The following is a 25332-nucleotide window of genomic DNA, read 5'->3' on the forward strand; positions in this document are numbered from 1 at the left end:
CCCTAAATTAGACCTTTCTCTGCTAGCTGCTGACAGCTAACGCAATACTTACAACCTGCGACTTTAATACGGCGCAGCTCTGGGATTTCATCGCCACACTCATGGCACTCTTGCTCACTTTCTTGCTCGCTTGTTTGAACTGACCGTTTACGTTGGCTTGCAATTGCCATTTCGGTGAATTTGGCTTCATTACTACTGGCATGGTCGATAAAGTCCGGCATTCGTTATCTCTCTAGTTAGGCTTAAAGAAGACCGCGAGTGTCGTCTTTGCTTAGGTATGAAATACCATTGATTCGAACAAAGAGCGGACTTGTCACAAAGCCTTTCAGCTTGCGCTTGGTCTTGTCACTGCTGTTAGGGTCAATGCTTAACAAATCTGAAATCTGCAGCTTCACACCGAATAGCTCTACTTTGTCTTCGTCGTCACCCGTATTCGCATAAAACATGCAATCGTGAGGTTTGATACCACGCCAGCTACCTGCTTCACGTGCCTTTTGCTGCAACTTACGAAAGTTGTTCAAGTCCAACTCATATTCCACTTCACAGCCAACTGCACCGTGAGTAAAACCCGTTGGAATACCACGCTCTTTATCAACGGCTGATTCATCATTGATGGTGGCGGTTGCTGATTCCACATGAACCAGAACACCCAGCATGTTTACGTCGAAGCTTCGACCTGTATAACGAGAATGCATTGATTACTCTCCTAGTCGTTTGTTGAGCATGATGCCGATGGTAATTTTCACTGGGCATTCATAAGGCGTAACCGCGAGCAAAATTTCCACTTCTTCACTGTTAACCCAAGTGATAGTGATGTCTTCATCTTGTGGCGGTTTGATTTCACCAGGAAACTCGTAGTCTCCGATTTTCTTTACCACTGCCATTTCGCGCAGGTCTTGAGTGAAATAGAGCTTGGCACTTGCTTCACTGCCTGGTGTCGAGTTGAATTCACGGTCAGCAATTCGAGCAATCGCACGTACACGAACTTTACGCGCGGCTTTCATCGCCACACGAATATGCCGCGCATCTTGAAAGTCACCACCAGGCACATCTAAGGTGCGGCCCGTTGTCCAATACTGCCCCGGATAATCTGGGTACCACATCGGAACTGCAATTCGAGCCGCTTCCAATGCTTTCAGCGTTGCCAGCTCCAAAGGCTTGCCGTCTTTATCCGTTGCCAGAGCCATGCTACCCAGTACGCTGCCTGTTTTTACTCGTGCCGGGGAATCTGCGATCGATACTTCTTGGTTTGCCAAGCGGCCTGCGTAGATACCTACCGTTGAGTTTTCTTTGTGGACTTGAGGAACAACGGTCATGTACTCACTTGCGATGCTTTTTGGTACCGCGACTGTTGCTGCCAACCACTGCGCCCACGTTTCACCTGACACCGAATCATCATTGATAGCGGGCAAGGTGCAGATCATGAGCACCTCACGACCTAACTTAGCTTTGAGTTCAGTCCGGCAAGTTACAGCGGCTTCTAGGGTTGATGTGCCAGTATCGGGTTTATCAAGCACAACCGCTTCGAAGCTCGATGTTTCATTGGCTTTAAAAACGGCGGCTTGCCAACTGTCTGCAGGGTCTAAAACGATTACACCTGCAGTCCAGTTTTGTTTCCCGTTTAACTGGGCCGCTTTTAGTGTGAGCATGTGCACTGGGTCGATGTTATCGAACGTGCTATCAGCAAAGTCTGTGGTGTTGTCTACCATGATTAGGTTGCGCTCAGAGCCCGCAACGGTGCCGTACACAACAAACAGAAAGTGAAATTCAACGCCCGGAATAGGTCCGCGCATCATGTTTAGAATGTTAATAATGACGGTAGGCCATGCCATGTTTAGTTGCTCCTGTTTCGTTTCAGTTCGCGCTTGATAATCATTGCTGCCCGTTTGGGGCTGATGCCTATCAACCGGCGCTCTTTTCTATCGACTGCCCACTTACGAGCAGGCTGCTTGTTTTCCAAGTCGCTAATCAGTTTGGCGACCTCTGCCACCGTCATGTTTTGAGTAATAAACTTTAACGTCGGCTTTTTGCCTCGTTTCTGCCGTCCTTGAGGCGGTAGCCTAAAACCTAAATCGCGTAGCTCTTTCGCCTGTTCTCTCGTTGCCGGGTCTGTTTTCTTTGGCTCTTTGGCTTTCTTGGCCTGCTTGAATCTCTGCTGCAATCCGCTTTGTTCTGCTTCACCAGTATGGTGAGCCAACGCAACAGAACCTCGTCTTGATGGCCAACCAACAACCAGAGTCCGGTTACTGTCTTTTTGAAAATGCTTTAGCCGCTTGGTAAAACCCCTAAGCATTTTCTTTCGGCCTTTCTTACGCTTCGCCCAAGGAGTGCCGTCTGGGTCACGCTGCGCTCGAATGTTCTTTTTGGTCGTCTTGGTGATGTATTTTCCAAGCTCTTTCAGCACTCTAGATCTGGCTTTTTTATTAAGTTTTAGTAGCTCGAACTGCTCTTGAACTCGCAGGTAGCTACGCTTATCGGCCCGTATCTCAAGCATTCCGAATAACTACCTTTGATAGTCTTTCCGCTTGCCAAATATCATACTCTTCAATCTTCCAACGTTGACTATTCCAATAGATTGGTCCGCTTGGATCTGCCTTCACTTTGACAGGTTCTTCAAAAATGACTGAGATCAGCACTTCGGCGTTGCTCTCATCTTCTAGCACTATGTCGACGTCTGGGTCGTCTAGGTCTTCAATGCGGAAACGGCCTGAATCGTTATCCATCAACCAAGCTCCAACATTCGCGAACAACACCGCTGGGTCATATTCTTTAAAAGGAAACTTATCGAAGTAAAAGTCAGCAACATAACGTTGATAAAGCAGGTCGAAACCTTGCCCCATGTGCTTCGTTTCCAGTTTCAATTCCACCTTGCCCATTTCACATTCCATGCGCTTGGCTATCTTGTCGCCCACTACACTGGATAAAAATGCGTTTAAGTCTCGTAACTTGTAACCGGCTTGATACTGAGTATTCATCGCCGTTCCTTTCACAACAAAGCAGCCGACGAACGAGAAACACCCAGCATATTTCTAATCACTCGTTGGCTTTCTGCCATTAGGTCGTCACGTGTGTCTGTTGATCTATCAGCGAGGTGGTCACCTTTATCTTTGGTATGAACCGTTGCAATATCTGGAAGTAGATCAGCTTTAGCCCTCGAATTAACCGCAGATTCATACTGAATCACTAAGCGGTTTTTCCCATTTACAATGGGGGTTACAGGTACATCAGCTGCACTCCCATAACCTTGCTCTAGATACTGTGTCTTTAATTTTGCGAGAGCTCTGTTCACTTCTGCCATTGCATTCACTAAAGCAATCGTGATGCGATCAGGATCTTGCGCTGCTGGTATTCCCCTACGCTTTTCAAAATCACCGACGTTTAAGTTGGGCCAGAAACCATCATTAGTGATTTCCGTATCTTGATAACGCGCATCTGAAGAACCCGTAAACATGCTTAATCCCTTTTAAATAGGTGCGCCTCTAGCCACTGAGTCGACGGAATAAACAGGGTGATAAATCACTTATTCTTCCTCGTCAGCCGAGGCGCGACGGCTTAGGAGCTGTTAATTAGAGGTTGTCGCCACTCTCTAATGCTCGGATACGTTGGTCGATGTTATCGATCATGGTTCCAACACCAATAGCACTGTATTGCTCATGCGCATCTTCAAGGTGTGTACGGGCTTTCTGAAGCGTTTCAATATCACCGACAGAAGCCGCATGAGGCTTGCCTTCATCGTTACGAAGTAGATACAAACCTGCGAACTTCAACCATTTCGCCGTGGGCTTTTCGTTGATGCTCCACTCGTTGGTCACTTTCTCAAACACCAGGGAGAAATACGGTTCAATTGATTGGCCTTTACCCGCCATACGCTCCGACCAAGCCAACACTTCATCAGCGCAGAATGTGGCAAAGTCTCGCTTGAATCGCTCAGGAGTATCTAACCCGCGTTCGATAGCAATGTCACACCACTCAATGGCGGTTTCTAGATCTTCGATATCGAAGAGCCAAATTACCATTTGAGCAAATAACGGGTTATCAAACTGCTCGTCACCAGCAAGGTAAGCTTCAATCGCTTCACGGTATTTCGGGACCAAAACTTCACGCTTGTGGTTAACCTTTTCATCCGTTCGATTGAAGGTTTTAAGCACCTTCAAATCACTTTCGAGTTCAGCTAGAAGCAGGTGTAAACTGTTTGGGTTAGCGACAAACTGCTTCTCAGGTGTCGATTTCTTTTGCTGTTTTGCCAATGCTTCTTGGCGTAACTTAGCTAATGGACTTGCCATGATTCACCCTTACGCTGGTACTGGTTCAACAACAGTTACGTCTTCGATAGCTGCAAACTTGTTGTAGTTGCCCACGGCATAACCTTCTTGGCGAAGATATGACGTTTCGAAGCGCTTACGGTCTTCTTCATTGCGAGACTTACGCCACTGCGTACCCTTTTGAGTCAGGATCTGCAGGTTGGTTAAGTTCGTTACCCAAATCATATTTGGTGGGAAAAATGGCGGTGTATACACGGTTTTACCAGCAACGGTCTTAGCCAAGCTCTGCGCGGCTTTATGCTCAGTCGGTACTTCCGCTGATTCCAATAAGCGATGCTGCTCAGCAGCCACTAAGTTGCGGCCAATCAGTACGACTAAGTCAGGGTCACCTTGGTGAACCTCATGAATAGTTGTATTGATTAAATCATTCACTAGCGAATCGAGGTTTTTATACGCCCCTACAGTTACGCCTGTTGAATCTAGCTTGGCAGCAGGAAGGACTTGAGCTGGAGCCTTTTCTTTCGCTAACTGTAACCACCCCTTATTTACGTCTTGCCCCATAGGGTTAGCTTTGGGGTCAGTACTCTCACCCGCAATCGAAGTACCGTGGAAACCAATACGCAGCTTATCTAAGGCAAAATTACGCGTGATGGCGTTATTCATCAGCTTCATCCACTGACCTTTGCCACCCGAGTTCGCCCAGATTGTCATCGTAATCCAGTTGATATGAGCGCCTGAGTCCGTTTCGGTAAGCTCGTAGGTATTGCCGCTTTGGTCAAGAGAGCCCATGAATCGACCGTCTTTAACTCGACCTGTCAGTAAACCACTGTCACCCACATCGATCACTTGGCCTTTAATTTGGTCAACCGAGATATTCGAAATACGGTTTAAGAAAGAGTCAGATTCAACAATGGCTTGGCGAAGCTTCGTTTCCATCACAGGCGTGATGTTGAATTGCTTAGACGCATCTACAACACCGCCCGCTTTTGCTACGGCTTGGCAATATTCATCTAAAAATTGAGTCGATACTGCATTGAGCATTTACACGACCTCCACAGTTGATTCGCCGCCATTGCCTTCTTCACCTGGCTTTTGACCTGGCTTTTCTTGCTTTAGCTCTGCGAACTGGGTTTCAAGGTTTTGTACTTGCTCGGCTACAGGAGCAAGCTGCTTCTCTAATTCACTAGAAAACTGTTCTAAAGAGAACGTTTGAACTTCACCTTCAGGTGTAGGTTCGCTAGGTGTTTGCGCCTGCAGGTTAAACTCTTGCTTGAGTTCATCCTTTAGCTCACCTTTCATAATGCCGAACTGCTCTTTCATTGCAGCTTTGAATTGTTCTTCTGTCACTTCTTCTTCCTCTGGTTCAGGATCAGGTTGTGGCTCTGGTTGTTCATCACCAGAATTGAAAAAGGCATTACACAAGGCAAAGAATCGGTCTGTCTTTGAGTAACACTCATCAAGGCTGATTTCTTCCAGTTGGCTGCAACTCAGCTCTGTGGTTTGACCTTCTTGTCGCGAAAACTGAAGTAATGAAACACCAGACGACGCTGGGGAATCAGTCACGGCTAATCCCATCAGGTAGCACTTTCCTTGCCCTTTATAGTCTGGATTTGGTTCTATGGAGGTAAACAGCTTCTGCCCAAGCTTATTGGCTTCAAGTAGATATTGATTAGGTTCAAGTTTGGCAAACAAGCGCATTTTCCCATCCACTTCTTCAGCTTTAACCGCAAGCACTTTGCCCCAGTTACTTCCGTAACCAGCAAAGCGTTTGTGTTCAGGCCAAATCAAAGCGGTGTATTCACTCAAGGCATAATTTTCTGCAATCTGCATGAGCCATTCTCGGGTGATCTTACGACCATCAACCGTTGGCCCTTCTGTTGCTACAATTTTCCAATCACTGGTTTTTGCCATTTGAGTTTTTTACCTAGTATTAATTTGTCAGTTAGGTGTTTCTGGCATTCACAATACGCCTTTGATTTACCTGTTTCAGCCACTTCAATTCCGACCAATTCGGATACAGGACGTATCCGAATCCATCCGAATTTTGCTATGCAATTTAGGCCGTTACCTCGGCGTATGATTGGTTCATGGCATATTCTCCTGAAACACGACACGCGGCCCGTTCCCTTTATTTAAAGGCTTGGACGCCCAATGAAATCGCTTCCGAACTAGGTTTGAACAGCACCAGAATCATTTATCACTGGGCTGACAAATTTGGATGGCGTGATATGTTGCGCGAGCAAACGATTGATGAATCGATAGCGCGTAGAATTGAAACCCTGCTTGAACTGGAAAACCCAACCAAAGGCCAGCTCGACATGCTTGATAGGCTCATCAAGCACCACGTACAACTTAAAAAATTCCATGCTCAAGCTCAGCCAGTTGGAGAGAAACACTCACCCACTGAAACAGAACCTACGGCTAAAACTAACAGTAAAAGCTCTCGTTCTAGTAAGTCTGACGACAAGCAGAAAAAGAAGAGCAAAAAGAAGAACAACATTGCAGAGCTGACCAAAGAGAACTTCGCGACCTGGCATGAATCGCTCTTTGAATATCAACACACGATGCGTAACAACCTGCACCAACGTACTCGTAATATTCTTAAGTCCCGTCAGATTGGCGCCACCTATTACTTCAGTGGTGAAGCATTAGAAGATGCGATTTTGACTGGCGACAACCAGATCTTCTTGTCCGCTTCTCGTGCACAGGCAGAAGTTTTTAGAAGCTACATTATTGCGATTGGTGAAGAGTTCTTAGGTGTTGAATTGACGGGCAACCCGATCATTCTGTCTAACGGTGCCGAGCTACGCTTTCTATCGACCAACTCAAAAACCGCGCAAAGTTATCATGGCCACGTTTATGTGGATGAGTATTTCTGGATCCCGAAATTTGATGAACTCAACAAACTCGCGTCAGCCATGGCGACCCATAAGAACTGGCGTAAAACCTACTTCTCGACCCCTTCAGCTAAAACGCACCAGGCTTATACATTTTGGACCGGTGACCAATGGCGTAGAGGTCGTGATACTCGCGCCAATATTGAGTTTCCTACCTTTGACGAATATCGAAACGGCGGTCGACTTTGCCCGGATAAGCAGTGGCGTTACGTAGTCACGATTGAAGATGCAGCTGCAGGTGGTTGTGAGCTTTTTGATATTGATGAACTGCGCGACGAATACAGCAAAGACGATTTCGATAACCTGTTTATGTGTATTTTCGTTGATGGCGCCAGCTCCGTCTTCAAGTTCTCAGCCCTTGAAAAAGCCATGGTAGACATTAGTCGGTGGCAAGACTTCAAGCCCAATGACAAAGACCCCTTCGATCGCCGTGAAGTTTGGCTAGGGTACGACCCAAGCCGAACTCGAGACAATGCTTGTTTAGTTGTCGTAGCACCGCCCATTGTTGCCGTTGAAAAATTCAGAGTACTTGAAAAGCATTACTGGCGAGGGTTGAACTTTCAGTATCAGGCGCAGCAAGTCTCAAAGGTCTTTGAACGTTATAACGTGAGCTATTTGGGTATCGATACAACGGGCATTGGCGCGGGTGTCTATGACCTGATTAACAAGAAACACCCGCGTGAAACCGTGGCTATTCAATACAGCAATGAGAGTAAGAACCGGTTGGTGATGAAGATGATAGATGTGGTCGAAGCCAACCGCATTCAGTTTGATGCTGAGCACAAAGATATCGCCATGGCATTCATGGCCATCAAACGAGCGACCACCAATAGCGGTAACAACATGACCTTCAAAGCAGAGCGCAGCGAGTTAACCGGACATGCCGATGCATTCTGGGCGATTTCTCATGCCTGCATTAATGAACCGCTCGATCACTCTGAAAAACGTAAATCAACATGGCAGATGTAAATCAATGACTGAACAGACAACCGAAATAATCACGAAAGAATCCGCTAATGATGAAAGCTTGATGTTTAGCTTTGGTGAGCCGGAAATCATGGACCGTGATTTCACCAACTACGATTACAACGAGCTTTACTACAACGAAGACGGTGACTACTGGGAACCTCCTTTGGATAGAGCTGGGCTAAACAAACTCACTAGAGCCAACGCTTATCACGGTTCTATCTTAATGGCTCGCCGCAATATGATCTCAGGTCGTTACACCCAAGGCGGAATGCAAAAGCAACAAATGCAATCAGCCGTGCATGACTTCTTAGAATTTGGTGACACTGCCCTGCTTAAGCTGCGCAATTACTTTGGCAAAGTCATTGGGCTATGGCCTATTCCTACTATGTATTTACGCAAACGTAAGAATGGTAATTTTGCTTTCTTAGAGCGGGGCGACAAACAGAAGAGTTACAAGAAAGAAGACGTCATATTCATCAAACAATACGACCCAGTCCAGCAAGTTTACGGTGGACCAGATTACCTTGGTTGTGTTCAATCAGCTTTACTTAGTCAAGACTCAACCACGTTCCGCCGCCGCTACTATAAGAACGGTTTGCACATGGGCTTTATCTTCTACGCGACCGACCCGAACTTAAGTAAAGAAGATGAAGACGACCTAAAGCAGAAGATGGCTTCAAGCCGTGGCGTGGGTAACTTCCGTTCTATGTTCATCAATATTCCAAACGGCAATGAGAAAGGGATTCAACTCATACCCGTTGGCGACATTGCGACCAAAGATGAGTACGAGAAAATTAAGAACGTCACCGCACAAGAGGTGATCACCGGCCATCGCTTCCCTGTTGAACTGGCTGCTATCATTCCAAACGGTGGTACGCGTGGTGACCCTATTAAATTTGATTACGTTTACTGCAAAAATGAAGTGATACCCGCTTGTGAAATGTTCATGGACGCAGTGAACCGCGACCCAGAAGTACCCAAACACCTGCATTTAACCTTCAATTTGAACAATGTTGCGGCCTAAGTAGCGTGACATTTTTCGCAATTTTGTTTTTCTCTTTAATTTGCGTTCAGCCCTTGTGCCATAAGGGCTGAACAACACCGAAAATGATCATCACAAAAAACAAACGATCATTAAAAAACTGACCTAAAACACAAAAACACAATACTTTCAACCACTTAACAAAACACATCAGATCAACACTGATCATCAGAATTTCAATTCCTTGCAATTTTTTGCATTCTTCGCAAATTTATTAGGCGCTCTGTAAGCCATTTTAAGCACGACTAACTTAATGCGATCCCCGTTATTCCTAAAGGGCTAGCGGCCTGTTGGATTCCCATCACGGCGGCAGAATTTCACTGAAATAGAATTGCGAAAAAATGAGATCAAAAACGTCGCAGGCGGGTAGGAGGAGTGCGTTTTCCGTGGGTTGGTTGTGCTTTCTGTGGGTTTGCAGGCATTTATTTCAAGCACAAAAAAACCACCGCGAGCGGTGGCTTAGCTTATAATGAAAATCTATCTAACTTCTTTTTCTTTTACTCGTTCAATCGTAAGCTGTTTTACACGGTTCTCAATGAAAACAAACACGTTACTTGAGAACATACCCACGATCACAGCGACCAATGCCATCAAATAAAAGTCATCACCTAATTTAAGAGCAGCTCCTTTAGCAACTCCTTGTGCCTCTAAATGTGGGGCTGCAATCATCAGTAGGATTTGGCTTTTTATACCAATCCACGAAAACATCGCCATCAATCCAGATGCTCCAATAGAGGCTACCGCTTTCTTAGCTGGAACATCTGACAACATAAGGCGAGAAAACGCCCCTAACATTCCAAATAAAAATGCGATAGATAATGTAACTCCCGCATTAAAAGCTAAATTCAATAACTTAAGTGTCTCTTCAGACAATATAAAAGCGCTTGCGTTACGAAATGCTATTAGGTTTAGCATCCAAACCATGAAAATAACAACCAAGACTAACAGAGATAGTCGGTTAAACGTTGACCTCTTATCAGCTTTCATCTGTCTGTTTTCTCTCTGAAGCACAGAGTTGTCTATAATTAGACCAGAAGTCTTCGAGTTCAATAAAGAGTTTTCATACTCCAAATCTTTAGATTCTTTTTCCGCCATTGATATTCCATATGCAACATTTTTATTTGCGCAGACAATACCAGAACAAGATCAAGTATTCCATCGGCTTTCGATTCAAAGCTAGAACTGTATAAATCATCACCATAATTTAGTACCATGGGCTTATCATTTAGATAGGTTTATGGTGTCATATGAGAGTTATTTGCCCTGAGTGTGGCGAGAAATCCCGCATACAAAAATCAAACCGTATTTCAGCGGGTTATAGCGATTTATATTGTAGTTGTAGTGACCCCGAATGCGGTCATTCCTTTGTGATGAACCTAACCTTCAGCCATACTCTTAGCCCTTCGGCTAAAACGACTTCTCAGTTAGCTTTTGAAATGGTTAAAGCCCTGGCACCCGATCAGCGCCAAGAACTAAAACAACAGCTATCAATCCTCTAAAGTTTAAATTCTGGGCTATCTCCACCATCAGCCATCTCAATTAGCTGCTTCATTGCGGCTAACTTTTCAGGCTTCAACTCTTCTCTTTGGTCTGCAACCAATAAACCCATCAAATAAATACCTACATCAGCTCTGCTTTCACCTTCAGTGCTGAGTGCTACAGCATCTATAATGAACTCCATCGCTTGTAAAAATATGTCCTGTTGTTTTAATGACATAGCTCTACTCCAAACCAAAAGACTGGATGAATATACAGTACTTTTGTAAATATTCATACAGTGTTTTTATGAAGCGAGATTCATCCCTCATTCTGATAACTAATCTAAGCTTCATACCAGCGGCCATTCAGCGATTTCAGAAAAGAACGACAAATTAGGCTGTTCATATTCATAGTCGTCATCTTCTCCAGTTAAAGGTTCAGGCTGTTTTACCTCGAATTCATCTAGCCAGCTTAAATCTGGCTTGGGTTGATACTCTTCAACAAGCTGGGCTGTGCGAACCGTGCCGCATGGGAGGTGCTCCGCAGGGCGGATTCTTATACTCGTTTCATCATCTATTCGAATTGAGCTACCTTGTTGCAGCGCGATTAGAGCTGAACTATCAATGTTTGGCGGTAACCCACCACCTACTGAGTAAGGTTCTAATAATCGCTTAAGCTGATCGCTGACCTGTACTTTCTGCGGTAGCGTACAGTTATTGACAGAACTCCGAGAGGAATCGGAGATTCCAGAAAGAGCAAGATCAAAAGCCCCCGCTTCAGCTTCATCGCTCTTTTCTGTTTTTGTTACTATCTGCCAGGTCTTAAGGCGTGTCTTTACCAACTCACCTGCAGCAACAAAGCCTTCTATCTTGCGAACGTCTTCGCCATGCGAAGAAGCAAACGGCAGCACTTCATAAGAGTTCGTGATCAACAAATCCTCACGCTTAACGAATGGCCCACCCTGCCCCATGATGTAGCCTTGCCAGTTACCGTGGTCGGCCGCTTTCATTGTTCCTGCGACATTCACTTGGTTTGTACTAGCTCTCGCCTCATAGTTCTCAGCAATCACAGCCACTAATTCAGCATTCGTCATGACATGCGCAGGCTTAAAGGGACCAACCAAACGGTACAAAGACATTAGGTAAATAGAAGCCAGTTCTTCACGTTCTTGCTTGAAAACGTATTCCATAAAGGCTTTCTTGTTTTGGCTAGCTAGGCGGCGTAGTTCACGGTAAGTAGTAACCGGCGCCCCACCAAAGAATTGAAATTGACGAATACCCCAACGGCTCTTCCAGGCGTTGACGTTTTTGGCCATAGCTTGCACAGATTGCCCTGTCTCTTTCGAAACCTCTTCACCCATGGCATAGCCATCAACATTTTTAGAAATGTACTTAGCGATGTAGCCTGTTGCTGTGCCTTTTTCTGGGTCGATGTACCCAAAGTCACAACGAGGCTGATAATTGAATGGGCCTTGAATAGATTGCTTCTTCGCTGCTCGCTTTGCGTTGCGATCGAAGAACGGGTAAAGCTCTTCTTTGTCTTCAACAACCGCATAGCGAATAAATACATCACGCACCTTGGCCACATGCTCAGGCTTAACCCAAATCAGCAAATGCCAGTGCGGAGTACCATCATGATGTGGCTCAGCAACGCGAATACCAAACCAACGAATTTCATCACGGCCTAACTTGGCACGAACGCGCTGCCAAACCTTATTCAAATAGGTTTGTGCTTCACGTGGGCTCGCGCCGTTCCAGTGTGGAATGAAGCCGCCTTTCTTATAGCTATTATGATATTTCGATGGTGTTGTCAGCGTTAAGAACAAACCTTGTAGGCCAAGTTCATTACCGATATCTTCACAGCCACGACAACGAACCATTAACTCATGGCGACGAATGGCAGGGTTCGACATGCTTTTCAACACCATGTCTTCCATTTCAACTTCTTCGCCAGTGGTCTCTTCTCTAAGTAGCTGGCCCTGAATGAAATCCCAGTTCTTCTTTTGCTGAACTTTATGTTCTTGAATGCAATCCCATGAAGCATAAGGTGACGCCTTCGCCGACACTTGCCCCATAGCAATAGCCAAGTGCTCGCGCATAATTTTGCGAATGCGCTTTAAGCGTCTAAACCACCACTTTTCACAACTCAACTTTGAGATAAACGACATGATATTTTCAGGCGTAATCTTCTTGTCATCGCTTGGCGTTTTTACCCCAAAGCTACGCACCAAAGAAACGCACTGCTTGTAGACCATTAGCGCTGCGATGTTCTCACCGTTCTCGGTTTCACATTCAATTGTCTGAGTCAGTACCGTTTGATAACGAATCAAGATAGACACAATTTTAAATGCCATCTGTCGAAGTTCATCTTCAACTAACTCGGCAATGATTTTGCTTCTAACAGGTTTCCGATTTTTCTCTGCCTGGTCGAAGTCGAAACTGGCTTGTTGGTCCGCTTGTTCAAAGTTGTTTTGCTGAGGCTTGCTATCATCATCGACAGCATCACTCAGCAAAGCAACCTTAGAAGTAGTAGGAAGTTGTTTGTATTGCTCTAACACCAACAGAACACGCCTATGCGCGGGTACCATTTTTTCACGAATGAAAGTGTTTGCGACAAAGCGGCCTTGCTTCTTAAAAATCGAAACATAGCGATTTGCGAAGTACTTAGTTAGGTAATGAGGGAGTTCGGCAAAGTGTTCAGAAAGCCATTCTCGATCTGCGGGGTTAACTTCATATAACTTGCGCTCAACAACAGAAAGGTTTTCAGGTTCACGCTCGAACACCTGGCGAGAAGACAGAACCAAGTTGTCTGGGATTGGGGTAACTACTTGTTCACCACCAACCCATTCAAGGAAGGCTTCATGTGATCGCTCTTGTTGCTGTTCATTAAATTCAATACTGCTGATATCAACATCTTGATACCACGAAATAAGGCGCTCACCAGAGGTTTGAACCTTCTGTTGCGAGCGCCTATTTTTCTTGGATGCATAGGTTGATTTCATTAACACTCATCCAAGAAATCTTCGGGGTTACGAGTGATCTTCAATTGAACCTGGATAGACTCATCACCAGATAGCAAAGTACCCAATAGCACTTCATTATCTGGGTGCTCACCTTCCAGCATTTCTACTAATAGAGTTTCAATATAATCAGGCGCTTCAGCCGCAACTTTCTGTGCTTCGCTCATAACGCAGCTAGCTCCTGTGTATCCATAACCATATGGCCACCGGTGTGGTTACCTTTGATAATCACACCGTTCAAAACGTGCTGGCAGTTGAACCGCTCGCAAGCCGTATCAATCGCAGGCTCTGGTGAGTCAAACTCACCCAACAACACGTTCTTTACTTCATTGGTTTCATCATGGCGAACAACGCCACCACCGCTATTCAGGGCAACTGCTACATAGCTCAGCATCAGCAAGCCTCCACAGTTGGGTAGCCATGTTCATCGGCCATATCACGCCACCACATTTGCATTTGAGTGGTTTGAGAAGTGGACTTATTACAAGCCGACACAAAGAACAGAGCACGAACGGCGCCTAAGGCTTGGTTTGCGATGTCTCGATCAGAAGCTGTGTTGTACACCACGATCCAAAAAGCCCACCAAGCGGTAATAAAATCTTCTAAACAAAGTCCCTGTTCAGTACCGTTCACATTCACAAGTAGTGCTCGCGTAGAGTCCAAGCTCAGCACATCGCCTTGGCTAGTTTCTGTGATATTGAAAACACGCATGAACTGTTCAATCTTACGAGTAGTAAACCCTTCTGAACGCAACGCGTGGTTCAAGTCTTTCTGATAAACAGAGATAGTGCTCATGCAGCCTCCTCCCCTAACTTTTTAAGTAGAGTCGTTGCCTCTGTAGCAAAATAGCGTGAGTCTTGAATCTGTCTTTCTAGATCAGCGGTTGTGAGTCCTGCCTCTCGAACCACGTCAATACCCGCTTCCATGCAGTCGGCAGCTTCAACTAAACGATCTCGTAAATGCCCCATCAAAATCACACTGTTTAAATGAGATGAATTTGAAAGAGAAAGAACGCATACCTCTTTGCTTAAACCAAACTTACCGCCTCGCAGTACGTGCGTAATTTCATGAACCAGGGAAGCCCCCGTTTTATGGCCTTCGCTGTCTACTTCATGCTGTATCAACACATCGTTGGCTTGATAGTTACGATCATTGACTCGAATTTCAGCCGTTTTACGGCCTAAACGAACCTCGTTGAAAAACTCTGATTGGGTTTTTACTTCATGTAATTTCATGCTTACGCCCCCACTGCCGATAAACAGAACTGCTCGAATTGATATAACGCTTCATCATCAAAATGGCCTAAGTCACGGAGGCCAAGCATTTCAAGAAACAGGTGGCGGTTACTCATATCCAAGTTCGCCCAATGGTGAAGCTGTGAAACTTGTTCAATCGAACCGTTGCGGTACCAGCTTGGAAATGAATAGCCAAAGAACACACGAGCTCGATCGCTTTCCATTGCTTCTTTGATATCGGCCAAAACGTCTTCTTGTGGGCGGTGGGTTGCGACCAGTTCTTGCTTCTTCGCGATAGCATCGAGCTGAATCAAAACTTGGTGTTGCTGCTCTTGATTGCTTGAATTAAAGCGCTCTGCGATTTGGTTAAAAGACTGACTAAATAGGTGTTCTTCAATATTACTCATCATCATTTCCTCAAATTTTGGATATAAAAAACCCTCCCTCTTTAAATCAAAGAGGGATAAAAGGTGTAGGCATAATGCCTAGTGGTTAGGTTGGCTTGGGTGTAACTGAGTTATGACCAGCGCGAAAGTACATCCTGCGCGTTGGCATCAATTCGGTTAATTTCCCGTGAAAGGCGCATTTGTTCAGCGCGGCAATCACTCTTGGAAAACTGAGCTTGTAACTCTTCACGTCTTGAACGAAGTGGCTTTAGTTGGCGCTCGCCAAGTTCTCTTCGCGTGCGCTGTAATGCAGAAAGGCCACGTTCTTTTTGCTCACGGTTCAAAGACCAACAAGGCAAATCAGGGCATGGGTTTTCTAGCGGTGGGACATCTAGGTTTGAATGTTCGACTGTTGCAACTGACATACTATTTTCCTCTAACTTAAACCAGGAATAGCCGAACCATTAGCGACCAAATCCACACTCATAGCTAAGAATGGGGAAACGCCTTTTGTGCGGCTTTCTATATCGTTGATAAGAAGCACAAGGTTGCTAATACCCGCTTGTGCCTTTTGAATAATGACGTGTTTGTTAGTGCGACTAAGGCGATCATTTCCCGCATGCTCTAAAGCCATGCGAGACAAGTCACCAGAGTGCATCGCGTTTTCTAATGCGCGCTTAATGAAAGTTTCTTCACTCGCATCATTGGGGATTTGTGCGGTCACCACACCGAGGCCAAGCAAAAGGCTATTAAGAATGGTGAAGTTGCCACTCGCCTTGGTGATCATCACAAGTTCTACACTGGTAAGGATGTGCGGCTGCTCTGGGTTAAGCTTGTTACGCAGCATTGTGGCATTCATATCCACGGCCTTTGCTAACTTGGTCATGTTCTCCGAGTTCGCAAATGCACAACACGCTTCGTTAAATGCCTTTTGTTTAGAGCCACGGAATTCGCACATTGAGTCAATTTCGTTCATAACCAATACTCAATTGAAGACAAACGGGACGAAAACGAAGCCCCAACCAAGAACATTAAGCCATAGCGGACAATACTCTTTGGTTGGAATTAGGGAAGATAAACGCATGACGGCCTACCCTAACTTTTCCATAGCTTCACGAGTCGCCATTTCAACTAAGGCGATCATGTTGATGAGAGGGGTTTCTTTACCTTTTGCTTTCTTTTTAATAGGTAAGCGACCATCAGCTACCCAATCCATGATGGTGCGTTTAGGCATTCCAGAGAACTGAGAGTATTGGTCATACGTCATGAAAGGCGTATTTAGGACTACTTGATATGAGAGCATAGTGATATCCTGTTATGTTATTGAATGTGTTGTACCGGACTAGCGAGTTGCACCTCGCGGTTAACCGTTGAGTGAAAATGTAGACTTTTTATGAGTGAATATCAAGAACAAATACCCTCTTTTGAGTACATTGGCGGTAGAGATGTAACAGAAAAGATGAAGCTCGTCACAAAAACAAGTGACTTCAAGTCGCTTGGTGAGTGCTTAGGTGTGTCAAAAGGCACGATATCGACTTGGCATCAGAGAGGATTGACCCCTTACGAAGTGATTGTGAGACTTCATTTGAGGACTGGAGCTTCTATCAAATATCTAGCCTTGGGAGAAGGTGAACCGTTTGATGACAAGAAAACCCATACATCCAAGAAAAACGAAGTAAAAAGACTCTTCGATGTTGATCTCTTTTCACTTTCAAACGGCAAGCTTGTTGGCAATGAAACGCTAGCTTTTGATAAAAGCTACTTAGACAAACTTGGGGTTCTGAATGTAATGGGCATCGAGCACGATGGGACTACATTCATTATCGATAAAGAAATTCACCAAGCAGTAAGCGGCACATACTTAGTAGATATGGACGGCCTACTATCGCTAAACGACATTCAGCGTTTGCCAGGCAAGAAGCTAGCGATCAGCTTTAACGGCTCGACTCTAACAGTCGAAGAAGATGAAGTGAGGGTTGTGGGTAGAGTTGCGTTGGTTATGGAGAAAAAGTAATTGGGTACACCGGAAAGAAATAACAGTCACGTGACGGGAGACGTTGGTGAACAAAGCGCAGCTTTACAATTTACTAAATGGGGTTGGACTTCTGAAAAAATCACCTGTGACTATGGTGAAGATTTATCTTGTAGCATATTCACTAACAAGAAAAAGACTCCTCTCTACTTCCGAGCACAAGTAAAATCTTTTTACTCAAAAACAGGGCAAGTGAGCCAACTATGTTCGGGAGAATTTAGTGTTCCAATAAAGTCCTCGACTTGTCTGTCATGGGCGCAAAGCTTTTTCCCTGTTATTTTAATTGTATATGACGAATATAACGATCAACTCTATTGGTCCGATGTAACACAAACAGTAAGAGCTAAGTCATTACAACTAAAAGGAGAAAGCATTTCTCTCCGAGTTAAGCCTACTCTACTCAAAAATAGCAAAACTGAACTTGAATCCTCCATAGCAGCTTTTTATTCGCAAATGTTAATGTTGAATCAGCCTGAATTTAGATGTGATTTAATTCCTGTTTTAATGCCTGAATATAGAGCTTTGAAAACATTGGGAATAAATGGGATTGGAGAATTACTCCCACCGGAAAACATGTCGGTAACGCCTTTCGGTTTAAGGTCATATCAGGATTTACCCGGTTGGTTGAGCACTATTTCATCACTATATCCGGACTCAATAGAGGTTTTTAAAGTAAGATCTAGTACTCAAAGCTTAGATTATTTTTTTAAAGAGTTAGAGTGTTTGATTGAATCCTTAAAAGTCTCTCATGATCCTGAACATTGGATATCTTTCATTGTTTCCCCGGTGTTGCTAACAGATGCGAATTCTGATGATTTTGCTTACCATAACATTTGGAGCAAGACCTTAACTGACTGGTCATGTTATAGCCTTTTTCACGAGAAGAGTTTTAACGACTATGACTTCGCTTTTTCGGTCCCGAGTAGTTTTAGTCGACAGATAGCAAGAAGATCTAGGAGTGTTCAAGGCTATTTTTATATATCGCCATCAAAAAAGTCAGCGGTACAAACATACGCACTTTGTAATCCCCCATATTCAGTTATTCAACATAGTGATAAATTTAGCTCTCTAGTTAAAAAGAGTTTTGCTCCATGGCAATGTTTAGAGCATGAAATCCAATCAATCGAAATTATGCTAAAAGAGTTAAGTTTAGTGTTCAAAATCTTAGATACAAATGATGATTTGATGAGTGGTTATATTTGTGAACCTCAATTCAACCCAGAAGCCGGCGGTATGTTCTTGCCAACAAGCTGGGAAGAGTATGATGTAGCCAGCGTTAAGGAACGGATTTCGTCATATTCAGGCCCGATAATCGGAGAACCAGGTACACAAGCAATCGAACAATCAGTCCTGACGAATTTCCAGCTGAACTCGAATGAGTCAAAACTGCCTCTATTAAGCATGCCTACCGATCATACTTTAGGCCTTCCACTCATTCATTCAGAAAGACAACTACTAATACAATTTTATTTTAACGAAAGTTCGGCATTTTCTAGTAAAGACCATTCATCGATAATAAGTCATCTAGTCAAGAAAACTCTGTTAAAGCCGATTTTTTTTGAAGTATATATAACTGAATCAGAGTTATGTGAAAGAACGTCAGAGCTTTGTATTTGTTTTAAACCCAACTTTGATCTTTCAACGGAAGATTTTTTAGCCAACAATGAGAGTAATATAACGGGAATAGTCCATAATTACCTAGTAGAGCTTAATTGTAATGTTTTAGCCCCTGAAGAATTTCTAAGTCTTAATGGAGAGATATACTTTGAAGGCAGTTCACCTTGGGGCAACTGAATTAGTAAATATTTATATTTAATAAAAAGCCCTGATATACAGGGCTTAAAAATTAATAAACAAAAACTATTCTAGATATCCAGTTCTAAATTTATCGACTAATTCATCAACTTTGGTTTGTTCTAAAAGAACACCATCATAATGGTTAGCTATTTCAACTAACTGTTCGTATGTTGGATACCTTAAGGTTCGTAAATCCGTAGCATTTACTTGAGTATGCCCGTTCATTTGCCTAAAGTATTGGTCTACTAAAGTACTGTTTAAAAATATCCATAATCCTTTCGCCAAACCTTCGTCTAACGGCATATTATTGGAATGAAAGTAGTTTGTCTTATTTTCGAACCCGACAACTGATACATCTGCAATATCAGCTGTATATATAGAAGCTGCGATCCTGCGCTTTTCCTCTTTCGCCGTTAACCTTCTGGTAAGCACATACGTACCATTAGGTACCACTAATTTTTCAGTGCTTTCATTGTTAAGCAAAGAGTTAGGCTTCTTAGAACCTTCGATAGGCCATTGAACCCCGCCATTTTGTAAATGCTGTGGGAATATCAAAGGCACTGAATGATCACATGTATCTTGCACCAAATTCTCACGAGTTCGAAAATCCACTACTCGCCCAGTACTTGCTTGAATACCCAAATCTTCTAAAGAACATGGTAATCCACCTGCAGCATGTGCAACTTTTTGTTCTTCTTCATTAGTGATTATATGAATAAATCGGTCTGGGTTATTCAGACTTACAACATCAGAAAACGGAACTTCAAATACCTCTGGATTCGGATCTTCAGCACATGAGCTTGATGCAACCTGTACCGTTTCAACTTGTTGTGCACCTTTCTTAAGGTGGAATATCACGTTCTCTTGAAGCACTTTGTCTGTTTTAAATGCAGATTTACGACTGTTAAATACATGTATCTTATTTAAAGAGCATTCATCAAGAATAAGCTTTCTGAAGTCATTGAAGTATGGCCCGTTACAAAAGCTTCTAGGAGTAATAGCAACAAGCTCTCCTCCATCCTCAAGTAACTTAACAGCTAATCCAACAAAAGCTGAATAGAGGTTACCCGTTTCAAATTTAACCTTTTTTATCTCAGCACGTTCTGGACCTTTGGCTGAAATTTTTAAATATGGAGGATTAAGTATCGCTTTATTGAAAGAAGGAGCAAACTCAACTTTAGTCAGCTCCTCTACAGCTAGTTTGATGAAGTCTTCTCGAATGACATTAGGACTCCAGTCCACATTAAATTCATTTAACAACTCTCCACATAGCTCAAGAGTTTCACCTAAATGTGATGCCATAACATCATCAATTTCATAGGCTGTTGCAGAGATTGAGTTAGCAGAGGCAGCGGCTTTAGCTACAAAAGCGGCGGTCAAGGATCCAACACCAGCTCCGGCATCTAATAGGCGAATATCACCAGACATATCGTCGAACATACTCGCAAGCAAGTTAGATACAGATGAAGAAGACATAAACTGACCTAACTTTCCTCGAAGGCTCTCATCCAAAAGAGAATTAGCTCTTTCTCGAATCCCATTTACTTCCATGTTGATGTCGTTCGGTATAGCCATAGATACTTCGCTCATATATTGTTCATTTGTACAGTAGTTCTCTTGATTAGAGTATGTCAGAAGTCACCTATTTGATAAAGCCATAACGAATGATAGGATGTAGTAAAGCGCACTAAAGCGTTACATAACGTTGTTAAGGCTATGGAAATAATGAAAAAAAATGACAAGATCACGTTTATAAGAGACGTTCTATCACGTTTAGGATTACCCGAAGCACAGCAAAATGACCGTTCCTGCCTAACTCTAGTCGCCCTTGCTGGATTAGGCGTCAATTCAAGCTACACAGATACGTCAGCAGAGCTAGTTACGACTCGAAATATAATGGATTTCATTCGAGATGAATATGAAGTCGAGTATGCAGCAAATACTCGCGAAACCATTAGAAGGCAAACTCTGCATCAAATGGAACAAGCCGGACTACTCGAACGTAACCGAGATGACCCTGCTCGTGCGACTAATTCGCCAAAAAATAATTACTCGCTAAATGCCCCTATTGTCCAAATTCTATCGGAAGGGCCAACAGGCGACTGGCAAACTCTCGTAGATCACTTTCACACCGTAGTACCAAAGCTAACTGAACAATACGAAAAGAAAATCAATAAACACAAGATTCCTATATCTCTTCCTGACGGGAAGACCATCGAGTTATCACCAGGCGCCCACAACCAACTCCACGCAGATATAATTCATGAATTCTGCCCTATTTTTGTTGGAGCCGGATGCAAAGTTTTATATATCGGTGATACCGCAAGTAGTCGTGGAAAAGAAGGTGGGAAATTACTTCACCTAGACACTGAATACCTGACCTCTATCGGTGTACCTCCAATGTCACATGAGAAGCTTCCTGATGTGGTCGTATACGATGATAAGCGCCAGTGGCTATTTCTTATAGAAGCCGTAACAAGCCATGGCCCGGTGAGCCCAAAGCGTTGGAAAGAGCTCGAAGATATGCTTTCAGAATGTAAAGTTGGTCGTGTTTATGTAACCGCTTTCCCCGACCGAAAGGAATTTAGAAAAAATGCTGCTGATATTGCATGGGAAACCGAAGTTTGGATTGCAGACAACCCTGACCACATGATCCATTTCAATGGCGATCGTTTCCTTGGGCCACATGACACAACGAAGGGCTGAAGTATGCCAAGTGAGATTAACCAATTTGGTTGGGTAATTCTCGACGTTCCTGAGGGGGCAGAAAGACTGGCTATCCAAATTCGACAAGAGCGCGACAAAATGTATGGAAACATATATGCCGAACGAGAAACCGACGAGCGCTGGGTCGGCGACCTAGGAGAAATTGTTTTTAAATCTTTTTTAAAAGACCGCAAAGTACCTAAAACGCAATTTGAGTGGATTCAAGAAGATGCTGCTGGGCGAGCTGACTTTATAATGATGGACAGCTCCAAACTTGATGTAAAGACAGTAAAACGAAAAGTGCCAGTTCGCTCCGACTACACAGCTCAAATTACAGCCCAACACATTGAAGAAGATGTTGAGCATTATTTTTTCATGTCTTACCAAAACAATGAAAAAAAAATGACTTTAATCGGTGGTATTTCAAAGGCTGAGTTTAAGAAACATGCCATCTATTATGGTGAAGGGGCACAAGTACATAACAACTATACAATCAGAGCAGGCCACGAAATATATAATATTAATGTGACAAAGCTTATTCCTCCGGATAGATGGTTAGAACAATTTACTAAATAAGAGCTCTAGAGCAAGTTTGAATATCAAAATAATCCAAAGACGTTGTTTTTTCCATCTTGCTCTAGGCCTTTAATTTGATGGTGCTTAGGCTCCCCACCAAACAATAAAATGTACAACTTCCGGTCTTGATACGTCCCCACTACATAGTGGTCTTTTTGTATCACGTATTCGATAGTTTCGGCTTCCTCATCGGTACACAGATACTTAATATCGACCAGCTTCACCCACTTCAAGCCGATTACATTTTCAGCTTCTATAAACCCACCAAATGGAGCCGTAAAGCGATTGCCTAGCTTCAATAGCGCATCAATCACCCCTTGGTTCTTCTTACTTTCCCCAATTGGACCATCACTGTTGATTTTGAAATGACTGTAGCCAGCAGTCACATGAATTGATTGATACATAACAAAAACCTATTAGCTTTCTTAGCACTTTGAGAAAGGTCTCTAACCTGTGCTTTTTGTCCGATATAAAACATTGTTCTCCGTTTTAGCTCGACTTATACTGTTTTTATATACAGTTATTTTAGGCTTTATTATGTCTATCCGCAATTTAAAAGATGGCTCTACCAAACCTTGGATCTGCGAATGTTACCCAAATGGGCGAGCGGGAAAGCGTGTTCGTAAGAAGTTTGCGACTAAAGGCGAAGCCAAGGCCTTTGAGCTTCACACAATGAAAGAGATTGACGATAAGCCCTGGATGGGTGACAAGCCGGATCATCGCAGGCTTTCTCAACTTATTGAGCTTTGGTACTCCCACTATGGTGCAACCCTTGCAAATGGCAGTGTCATTCATAGTAAGTTTCTAAGAATGGCTAACGCGATGGGTAACCCTGTAGCGACTGTTTTCGTTGCAAAAACATACTCTGAATTCAGAAGTAACCGAATGAGTGGGCAAATTAGCTTTGTTGATGCTCGCTGGCAAAAAGGGGCACCTAGTATCGCAACGCTAAATTCAGAACTCGCGCGCTTCAAGGCTATGTTTGCTAAGTTGAAGGAAATTGGAGAGTGGAAAGGACCGAATCCTTTAGAAGAAGTTAAGCCATTTAAAGATCACGAACGTACCATGTCTTTCCTTCATAAAGAGCACATTATTTTATTGCTTGAACACGTGTCTAAACACAACCGAACAGACATGCAGAGAATAGTGAAGCTATGCCTTGCCACTGGGGCTCGCTGGAATGAAGCAGCTCAGCTGAAAGGCTCTCAGTTAAGCAAATATAAAGTTACCTTCACCAACACCAAGACTAAGAAGAATCGCTCTGTACCCATCTCTGAAGAGCTTTATAACGAGATATACAAACCAACCTCAGGGAAGCTATTTGAAGAGTGCTATACACCTTTCTGCTACATATTGAAGAATAAACTGGGCATCACCCTGCCCTCAGGGCAAGCCTCCCATGTTTTGCGTCATTCGTTCGCAAGTCACTTCATGATGAATGGCGGCAATATTTTAGTGCTAAGGGATATTCTAGGCCACGCCGATATCAGCATGACAATGCGCTATGCCCACTTCGCACCTGATCACCTTTCTGAAGCAATTATCCATAACCCTCTTTCTAACCTGTAACCTGTCGCCACAAAATTTTTTGCTCGGCTGTCGCCACTTTGTCGCCACTTGCCAAATTTCAGGTAAAAAAAGAGCCACTCTAAAGTGGCTCAGTTCTTAAAAATTTAAACAATCGTTTTAAACGTTACTCTTTACCGAATACGTTGTTCTCTTGCTCTTGTACACGGATGAAAGTCGTACGCTTAGTTAGCTCTTTAAGCTTTGCTGCACCTACGTATGTACAAGTTGAACGTACACCACCAAGGATGTCAGAAATTGTGTTGTGAACTGAACCACGGTATGGAAGTAAAACAGTTTTACCTTCCGCAGCACGGTACTTAGCAACACCACCTGAGTGCTTGTCCATCGCCGACTGTGAAGACATGCCGTAAAATTTCATGTATTGCTTACCGTCTTGCTCTACTACTTCACCGCCTGACTCAGAGTGACCAGCTAGCATGCCGCCTAGCATTACGAAATCAGCACCGCCGCCGAACGCTTTAGATACGTCACCCGCACATGAACAGCCACCGTCACCGATGATCATGCCGCCAAGGCCGTGTGCTGCGTCGCCACACTCAATGATTGCAGAAAGTTGAGGGTAACCTACGCCTGTTTTAACACGTGTAGTACAAACAGAACCAGGGCCGATACCAACCTTAACGATGTCTGCGCCAGCTAGGATTAGCTCTTCAACCATGTCACCTGTTACAACGTTACCCGCAGAGATAACTTTAGTCGGGAATTCAGCACGTACTTTCTGTACGAACTCAACAAGGTGCTCTGAGTAGCCGTTAGCGATATCGATACAGATGAATACAAACTCTTCGCTAAGAGCCATGATCTTCTTAACTTTCTCGAACTCAGCTTCAGATGTACCCGTTGATACAAATACGTTGTTCAGTGTTTTCTTGTCTGCTGTTTTAGCGAACTCAGCCCACTGCTCTACTGTGTAGTGCTTGTGTACTGCAGTCATAACACCGTGCTCTGCTAGAGCAGCTGCCATTTCAAAGCTTGCTACCGAATCCATGTTCGCTGCAATTACTGGAGTACCAGACCATTGACGACCGCTATGCTTGAATGTAAAATCGCGGGTTAATTCAACTTGAGAACGGCTTTTAAGGGTAGAACGCTTCGGACGGAAGAGTACATCTTTGAAACCTAACTTAAGTTCTTGTTCGATACGCATGGTGTTTTCCTTGATTCATAAAATTATGTGTCTCTCGCGAAATGCGTAGTAAAACCGTTGGCAGACGAGTTTACTTTTCTTCGGACACAAAAAAACCGGAGCGTTGGCAGACGCTCCGGTTTTCAGCATTATAGGTCGTGATTTAGTAACAGCAAGTCTGATATTTCACTTTTTTTTGTGCTATCCTCTCAAAGA

At 43.8% G+C, this 25332-nt stretch carries 31 protein-coding genes; 8 read left to right on the forward strand and 23 right to left on the reverse strand.

Annotation, left to right across the window (positions count from 1 at the left end; all coding sequences use genetic code 11):
* Positions 1 to 2: 2 nt before the first annotated feature.
* The 9 genes from K08M4_RS19965 to K08M4_RS20005 form a co-directional block, all read right to left on the reverse strand.
* Positions 3 to 221 carry a TraR/DksA C4-type zinc finger protein gene (locus tag K08M4_RS19965; RefSeq protein ID WP_086051180.1) on the reverse strand — a complete coding sequence of 73 codons (219 nt, stop codon included), beginning with the start codon at positions 219 to 221 and terminating at the stop codon, positions 3 to 5.
* A 21-nt stretch (positions 222 to 242) separates the two neighbouring features.
* Positions 243 to 695 carry a phage protein gene (locus K08M4_RS19970; protein ID WP_086051181.1) on the reverse strand — a complete coding sequence of 151 codons (453 nt, stop codon included), beginning with the start codon at positions 693 to 695 and terminating at the stop codon, positions 243 to 245.
* A gap of 3 nt (positions 696 to 698) precedes the next feature.
* A complete protein-coding gene (locus K08M4_RS19975; RefSeq protein ID WP_086051182.1) occupies positions 699 to 1832 on the reverse strand; it encodes a DUF2586 domain-containing protein in 1134 nt (377 codons plus the stop codon).
* Positions 1833 to 1834: 2 nt separating this feature from the next.
* Positions 1835 to 2494, reverse strand: coding sequence for a phage virion morphogenesis protein (locus tag K08M4_RS19980; RefSeq protein WP_086051183.1), 660 nt, complete (start codon positions 2492 to 2494; stop codon positions 1835 to 1837).
* Positions 2487 to 2975 carry a phage tail protein gene (locus tag K08M4_RS19985; protein ID WP_086051184.1) on the reverse strand — a complete coding sequence of 163 codons (489 nt, stop codon included), beginning with the start codon at positions 2973 to 2975 and terminating at the stop codon, positions 2487 to 2489. Before K08M4_RS19985 ends, K08M4_RS19980 begins: the two co-directional genes overlap by 8 nt.
* A gap of 11 nt (positions 2976 to 2986) precedes the next feature.
* Positions 2987 to 3451, reverse strand: coding sequence for a head completion/stabilization protein (locus K08M4_RS19990; protein WP_086051185.1), 465 nt, complete (start codon positions 3449 to 3451; stop codon positions 2987 to 2989).
* A 115-nt stretch (positions 3452 to 3566) separates the two neighbouring features.
* Positions 3567 to 4283, reverse strand: a complete 717-nt coding sequence (gene gpM / locus K08M4_RS19995; protein WP_086051186.1) for a phage terminase small subunit — start codon at positions 4281 to 4283, stop codon at positions 3567 to 3569.
* Positions 4284 to 4292: 9 nt separating this feature from the next.
* A complete protein-coding gene (locus K08M4_RS20000; RefSeq protein ID WP_086051187.1) occupies positions 4293 to 5303 on the reverse strand; it encodes a phage major capsid protein, P2 family in 1011 nt (336 codons plus the stop codon).
* Complete coding sequence (locus K08M4_RS20005) at positions 5304 to 6173, reverse strand: GPO family capsid scaffolding protein (protein WP_086051188.1); 870 nt, start codon at positions 6171 to 6173, stop codon at positions 5304 to 5306. It lies immediately after the preceding gene.
* Between the two features lie 176 nt (positions 6174 to 6349).
* On the opposite strand from K08M4_RS20005, the gene K08M4_RS20010 reads away from it, so the two are divergent.
* Together K08M4_RS20010 and K08M4_RS20015 are read left to right on the forward strand one after the other, a co-directional pair.
* Positions 6350 to 8128, forward strand: a complete 1779-nt coding sequence (locus K08M4_RS20010; protein WP_086051189.1) for a terminase large subunit domain-containing protein — start codon at positions 6350 to 6352, stop codon at positions 8126 to 8128.
* Between the two features lie 4 nt (positions 8129 to 8132).
* Entirely contained in the window at positions 8133 to 9152 is a 1020-nt protein-coding gene (locus K08M4_RS20015) for a phage portal protein (RefSeq protein WP_086051190.1), read from the forward strand.
* Positions 9153 to 9647: 495 nt separating this feature from the next.
* On the opposite strand, the gene K08M4_RS20020 is transcribed toward K08M4_RS20015, so the two are convergent.
* Entirely contained in the window at positions 9648 to 10265 is a 618-nt protein-coding gene (locus tag K08M4_RS20020) for a hypothetical protein (protein WP_086051191.1), read from the reverse strand.
* 152 nt (positions 10266 to 10417) lie between these two features.
* Between K08M4_RS20020 and K08M4_RS20025 the strand changes: the two genes are divergently transcribed.
* Entirely contained in the window at positions 10418 to 10669 is a 252-nt protein-coding gene (locus K08M4_RS20025) for an Ogr/Delta-like zinc finger protein (RefSeq protein ID WP_086051192.1), read from the forward strand.
* Here the strand turns inward: K08M4_RS20025 and K08M4_RS20030 are convergent.
* From K08M4_RS20030 to K08M4_RS20075, 10 genes are all read right to left on the reverse strand, one after another.
* Positions 10666 to 10887: a hypothetical protein gene (locus K08M4_RS20030; RefSeq protein WP_016789666.1), complete on the reverse strand. Its 222-nt coding sequence runs from the start codon at positions 10885 to 10887 to the stop codon at positions 10666 to 10668. The two genes, K08M4_RS20025 and K08M4_RS20030, sit on opposite strands and share 4 nt — an antisense overlap.
* Positions 10888 to 10998: 111 nt before the next feature.
* Entirely contained in the window at positions 10999 to 13650 is a 2652-nt protein-coding gene (locus K08M4_RS20035) for a replication endonuclease (protein WP_086051193.1), read from the reverse strand.
* Positions 13650 to 13835: a hypothetical protein gene (locus K08M4_RS20040; RefSeq protein ID WP_086051194.1), complete on the reverse strand. Its 186-nt coding sequence runs from the start codon at positions 13833 to 13835 to the stop codon at positions 13650 to 13652. Before K08M4_RS20040 ends, K08M4_RS20035 begins: the two co-directional genes overlap by 1 nt.
* Positions 13832 to 14062, reverse strand: coding sequence for a hypothetical protein (locus K08M4_RS20045; protein WP_086051195.1), 231 nt, complete (start codon positions 14060 to 14062; stop codon positions 13832 to 13834). The genes K08M4_RS20040 and K08M4_RS20045 overlap by 4 nt, the downstream gene beginning before the upstream one ends.
* Positions 14062 to 14463 carry a hypothetical protein gene (locus K08M4_RS20050; RefSeq protein ID WP_016788132.1) on the reverse strand — a complete coding sequence of 134 codons (402 nt, stop codon included), beginning with the start codon at positions 14461 to 14463 and terminating at the stop codon, positions 14062 to 14064. The genes K08M4_RS20045 and K08M4_RS20050 overlap by 1 nt, the downstream gene beginning before the upstream one ends.
* Positions 14460 to 14903 carry a DUF3850 domain-containing protein gene (locus K08M4_RS20055; protein WP_086051196.1) on the reverse strand — a complete coding sequence of 148 codons (444 nt, stop codon included), beginning with the start codon at positions 14901 to 14903 and terminating at the stop codon, positions 14460 to 14462. The genes K08M4_RS20050 and K08M4_RS20055 overlap by 4 nt, the downstream gene beginning before the upstream one ends.
* A gap of 2 nt (positions 14904 to 14905) precedes the next feature.
* Positions 14906 to 15310, reverse strand: coding sequence for a hypothetical protein (locus K08M4_RS20060; protein WP_065682340.1), 405 nt, complete (start codon positions 15308 to 15310; stop codon positions 14906 to 14908).
* Positions 15311 to 15420: 110 nt separating this feature from the next.
* Positions 15421 to 15714, reverse strand: coding sequence for a hypothetical protein (locus K08M4_RS20065; RefSeq protein ID WP_086051197.1), 294 nt, complete (start codon positions 15712 to 15714; stop codon positions 15421 to 15423).
* Between the two features lie 11 nt (positions 15715 to 15725).
* Positions 15726 to 16265 (reverse strand): phage regulatory CII family protein, encoded by a 540-nt coding sequence (locus tag K08M4_RS20070; protein ID WP_016798828.1) that lies wholly within the window; start codon positions 16263 to 16265, stop codon positions 15726 to 15728.
* A 114-nt stretch (positions 16266 to 16379) separates the two neighbouring features.
* Positions 16380 to 16592, reverse strand: a complete 213-nt coding sequence (locus K08M4_RS20075) for a hypothetical protein (protein ID WP_076666784.1) — start codon at positions 16590 to 16592, stop codon at positions 16380 to 16382.
* Positions 16593 to 16682: 90 nt separating this feature from the next.
* Here K08M4_RS20075 and K08M4_RS20080 point away from each other — a divergent pair, with 90 nt between their 5' ends.
* Positions 16683 to 17303 (forward strand): phage repressor protein CI, encoded by a 621-nt coding sequence (locus K08M4_RS20080; RefSeq protein WP_086051198.1) that lies wholly within the window; start codon positions 16683 to 16685, stop codon positions 17301 to 17303.
* Positions 17304 to 19115, forward strand: a complete 1812-nt coding sequence (locus tag K08M4_RS20085; protein WP_086051199.1) for a DUF4365 domain-containing protein — start codon at positions 17304 to 17306, stop codon at positions 19113 to 19115.
* 66 nt (positions 19116 to 19181) lie between these two features.
* Here the strand turns inward: K08M4_RS20085 and K08M4_RS20090 are convergent, their stop codons facing one another.
* Complete coding sequence (locus K08M4_RS20090; RefSeq protein ID WP_086051200.1) at positions 19182 to 20708, reverse strand: Eco57I restriction-modification methylase domain-containing protein; 1527 nt, start codon at positions 20706 to 20708, stop codon at positions 19182 to 19184.
* A 135-nt stretch (positions 20709 to 20843) separates the two neighbouring features.
* Here K08M4_RS20090 and K08M4_RS20095 point away from each other — a divergent pair, with 135 nt between their 5' ends.
* Positions 20844 to 21824, forward strand: coding sequence for a BsuBI/PstI family type II restriction endonuclease (locus K08M4_RS20095; RefSeq protein ID WP_198299335.1), 981 nt, complete (start codon positions 20844 to 20846; stop codon positions 21822 to 21824).
* A 3-nt stretch (positions 21825 to 21827) separates the two neighbouring features.
* Positions 21828 to 22400 (forward strand): DUF7961 domain-containing protein, encoded by a 573-nt coding sequence (locus K08M4_RS20100; RefSeq protein WP_086051202.1) that lies wholly within the window; start codon positions 21828 to 21830, stop codon positions 22398 to 22400.
* A 23-nt stretch (positions 22401 to 22423) separates the two neighbouring features.
* On the opposite strand, the gene K08M4_RS20105 is transcribed toward K08M4_RS20100, so the two are convergent.
* Positions 22424 to 22804: a hypothetical protein gene (locus tag K08M4_RS20105; RefSeq protein ID WP_086051203.1), complete on the reverse strand. Its 381-nt coding sequence runs from the start codon at positions 22802 to 22804 to the stop codon at positions 22424 to 22426.
* Between the two features lie 133 nt (positions 22805 to 22937).
* On the opposite strand from K08M4_RS20105, the gene K08M4_RS20110 reads away from it, so the two are divergent.
* Entirely contained in the window at positions 22938 to 23969 is a 1032-nt protein-coding gene (locus K08M4_RS20110) for a phage integrase (protein WP_086051204.1), read from the forward strand.
* 124 nt (positions 23970 to 24093) lie between these two features.
* Here the strand turns inward: K08M4_RS20110 and K08M4_RS20115 are convergent, their stop codons facing one another.
* Positions 24094 to 25137: a GMP reductase gene (locus K08M4_RS20115; protein WP_009844818.1), complete on the reverse strand. Its 1044-nt coding sequence runs from the start codon at positions 25135 to 25137 to the stop codon at positions 24094 to 24096.
* Positions 25138 to 25332: the final 195 nt, after the last annotated feature.

The sequence above is a fragment of the Vibrio syngnathi genome, assembly GCF_002119525.1.
Taxonomy (GTDB): domain Bacteria; phylum Pseudomonadota; class Gammaproteobacteria; order Enterobacterales; family Vibrionaceae; genus Vibrio; species Vibrio syngnathi.

Coding starts and splice junctions, on each gene's coding strand:
- K08M4_RS19985 (WP_086051184.1), bottom strand. CDS start 2,975: ATGAATACTCAGTATCAAGCCGGTTACAAGTTACGAGACTTAAACGCA.
- K08M4_RS20080 (WP_086051198.1), top strand. CDS start 16,683: ATGAGTGAATATCAAGAACAAATACCCTCTTTTGAGTACATTGGCGGT.
- K08M4_RS20105 (WP_086051203.1), bottom strand. CDS start 22,804: ATGTATCAATCAATTCATGTGACTGCTGGCTACAGTCATTTCAAAATC.
- K08M4_RS20095 (WP_198299335.1), top strand. CDS start 20,844: ATGAAAAAAAATGACAAGATCACGTTTATAAGAGACGTTCTATCACGT.
- K08M4_RS19965 (WP_086051180.1), bottom strand. CDS start 221: ATGCCGGACTTTATCGACCATGCCAGTAGTAATGAAGCCAAATTCACC.
- K08M4_RS20090 (WP_086051200.1), bottom strand. CDS start 20,708: ATGAGCGAAGTATCTATGGCTATACCGAACGACATCAACATGGAAGTA.
- K08M4_RS20070 (WP_016798828.1), bottom strand. CDS start 16,265: ATGAACGAAATTGACTCAATGTGCGAATTCCGTGGCTCTAAACAAAAG.
- K08M4_RS20110 (WP_086051204.1), top strand. CDS start 22,938: ATGTCTATCCGCAATTTAAAAGATGGCTCTACCAAACCTTGGATCTGC.
- K08M4_RS20025 (WP_086051192.1), top strand. CDS start 10,418: ATGAGAGTTATTTGCCCTGAGTGTGGCGAGAAATCCCGCATACAAAAA.
- K08M4_RS20055 (WP_086051196.1), bottom strand. CDS start 14,903: ATGAAATTACATGAAGTAAAAACCCAATCAGAGTTTTTCAACGAGGTT.
- K08M4_RS19990 (WP_086051185.1), bottom strand. CDS start 3,451: ATGTTTACGGGTTCTTCAGATGCGCGTTATCAAGATACGGAAATCACT.
- K08M4_RS20010 (WP_086051189.1), top strand. CDS start 6,350: ATGGCATATTCTCCTGAAACACGACACGCGGCCCGTTCCCTTTATTTA.
- K08M4_RS20040 (WP_086051194.1), bottom strand. CDS start 13,835: ATGAGCGAAGCACAGAAAGTTGCGGCTGAAGCGCCTGATTATATTGAA.
- K08M4_RS20050 (WP_016788132.1), bottom strand. CDS start 14,463: ATGAGCACTATCTCTGTTTATCAGAAAGACTTGAACCACGCGTTGCGT.
- K08M4_RS20045 (WP_086051195.1), bottom strand. CDS start 14,062: ATGCTGAGCTATGTAGCAGTTGCCCTGAATAGCGGTGGTGGCGTTGTT.
- K08M4_RS19980 (WP_086051183.1), bottom strand. CDS start 2,494: ATGCTTGAGATACGGGCCGATAAGCGTAGCTACCTGCGAGTTCAAGAG.
- K08M4_RS20005 (WP_086051188.1), bottom strand. CDS start 6,173: ATGGCAAAAACCAGTGATTGGAAAATTGTAGCAACAGAAGGGCCAACG.
- K08M4_RS20000 (WP_086051187.1), bottom strand. CDS start 5,303: ATGCTCAATGCAGTATCGACTCAATTTTTAGATGAATATTGCCAAGCC.
- K08M4_RS20065 (WP_086051197.1), bottom strand. CDS start 15,714: ATGTCAGTTGCAACAGTCGAACATTCAAACCTAGATGTCCCACCGCTA.
- K08M4_RS20035 (WP_086051193.1), bottom strand. CDS start 13,650: ATGAAATCAACCTATGCATCCAAGAAAAATAGGCGCTCGCAACAGAAG.
- K08M4_RS20030 (WP_016789666.1), bottom strand. CDS start 10,887: ATGTCATTAAAACAACAGGACATATTTTTACAAGCGATGGAGTTCATT.
- K08M4_RS20020 (WP_086051191.1), bottom strand. CDS start 10,265: ATGGCGGAAAAAGAATCTAAAGATTTGGAGTATGAAAACTCTTTATTG.
- K08M4_RS19975 (WP_086051182.1), bottom strand. CDS start 1,832: ATGGCATGGCCTACCGTCATTATTAACATTCTAAACATGATGCGCGGA.
- K08M4_RS20100 (WP_086051202.1), top strand. CDS start 21,828: ATGCCAAGTGAGATTAACCAATTTGGTTGGGTAATTCTCGACGTTCCT.
- K08M4_RS20060 (WP_065682340.1), bottom strand. CDS start 15,310: ATGAGTAATATTGAAGAACACCTATTTAGTCAGTCTTTTAACCAAATC.
- K08M4_RS19970 (WP_086051181.1), bottom strand. CDS start 695: ATGCATTCTCGTTATACAGGTCGAAGCTTCGACGTAAACATGCTGGGT.
- gpM (WP_086051186.1), bottom strand. CDS start 4,283: ATGGCAAGTCCATTAGCTAAGTTACGCCAAGAAGCATTGGCAAAACAG.
- K08M4_RS20115 (WP_009844818.1), bottom strand. CDS start 25,137: ATGCGTATCGAACAAGAACTTAAGTTAGGTTTCAAAGATGTACTCTTC.
- K08M4_RS20015 (WP_086051190.1), top strand. CDS start 8,133: ATGACTGAACAGACAACCGAAATAATCACGAAAGAATCCGCTAATGAT.
- K08M4_RS20075 (WP_076666784.1), bottom strand. CDS start 16,592: ATGCTCTCATATCAAGTAGTCCTAAATACGCCTTTCATGACGTATGAC.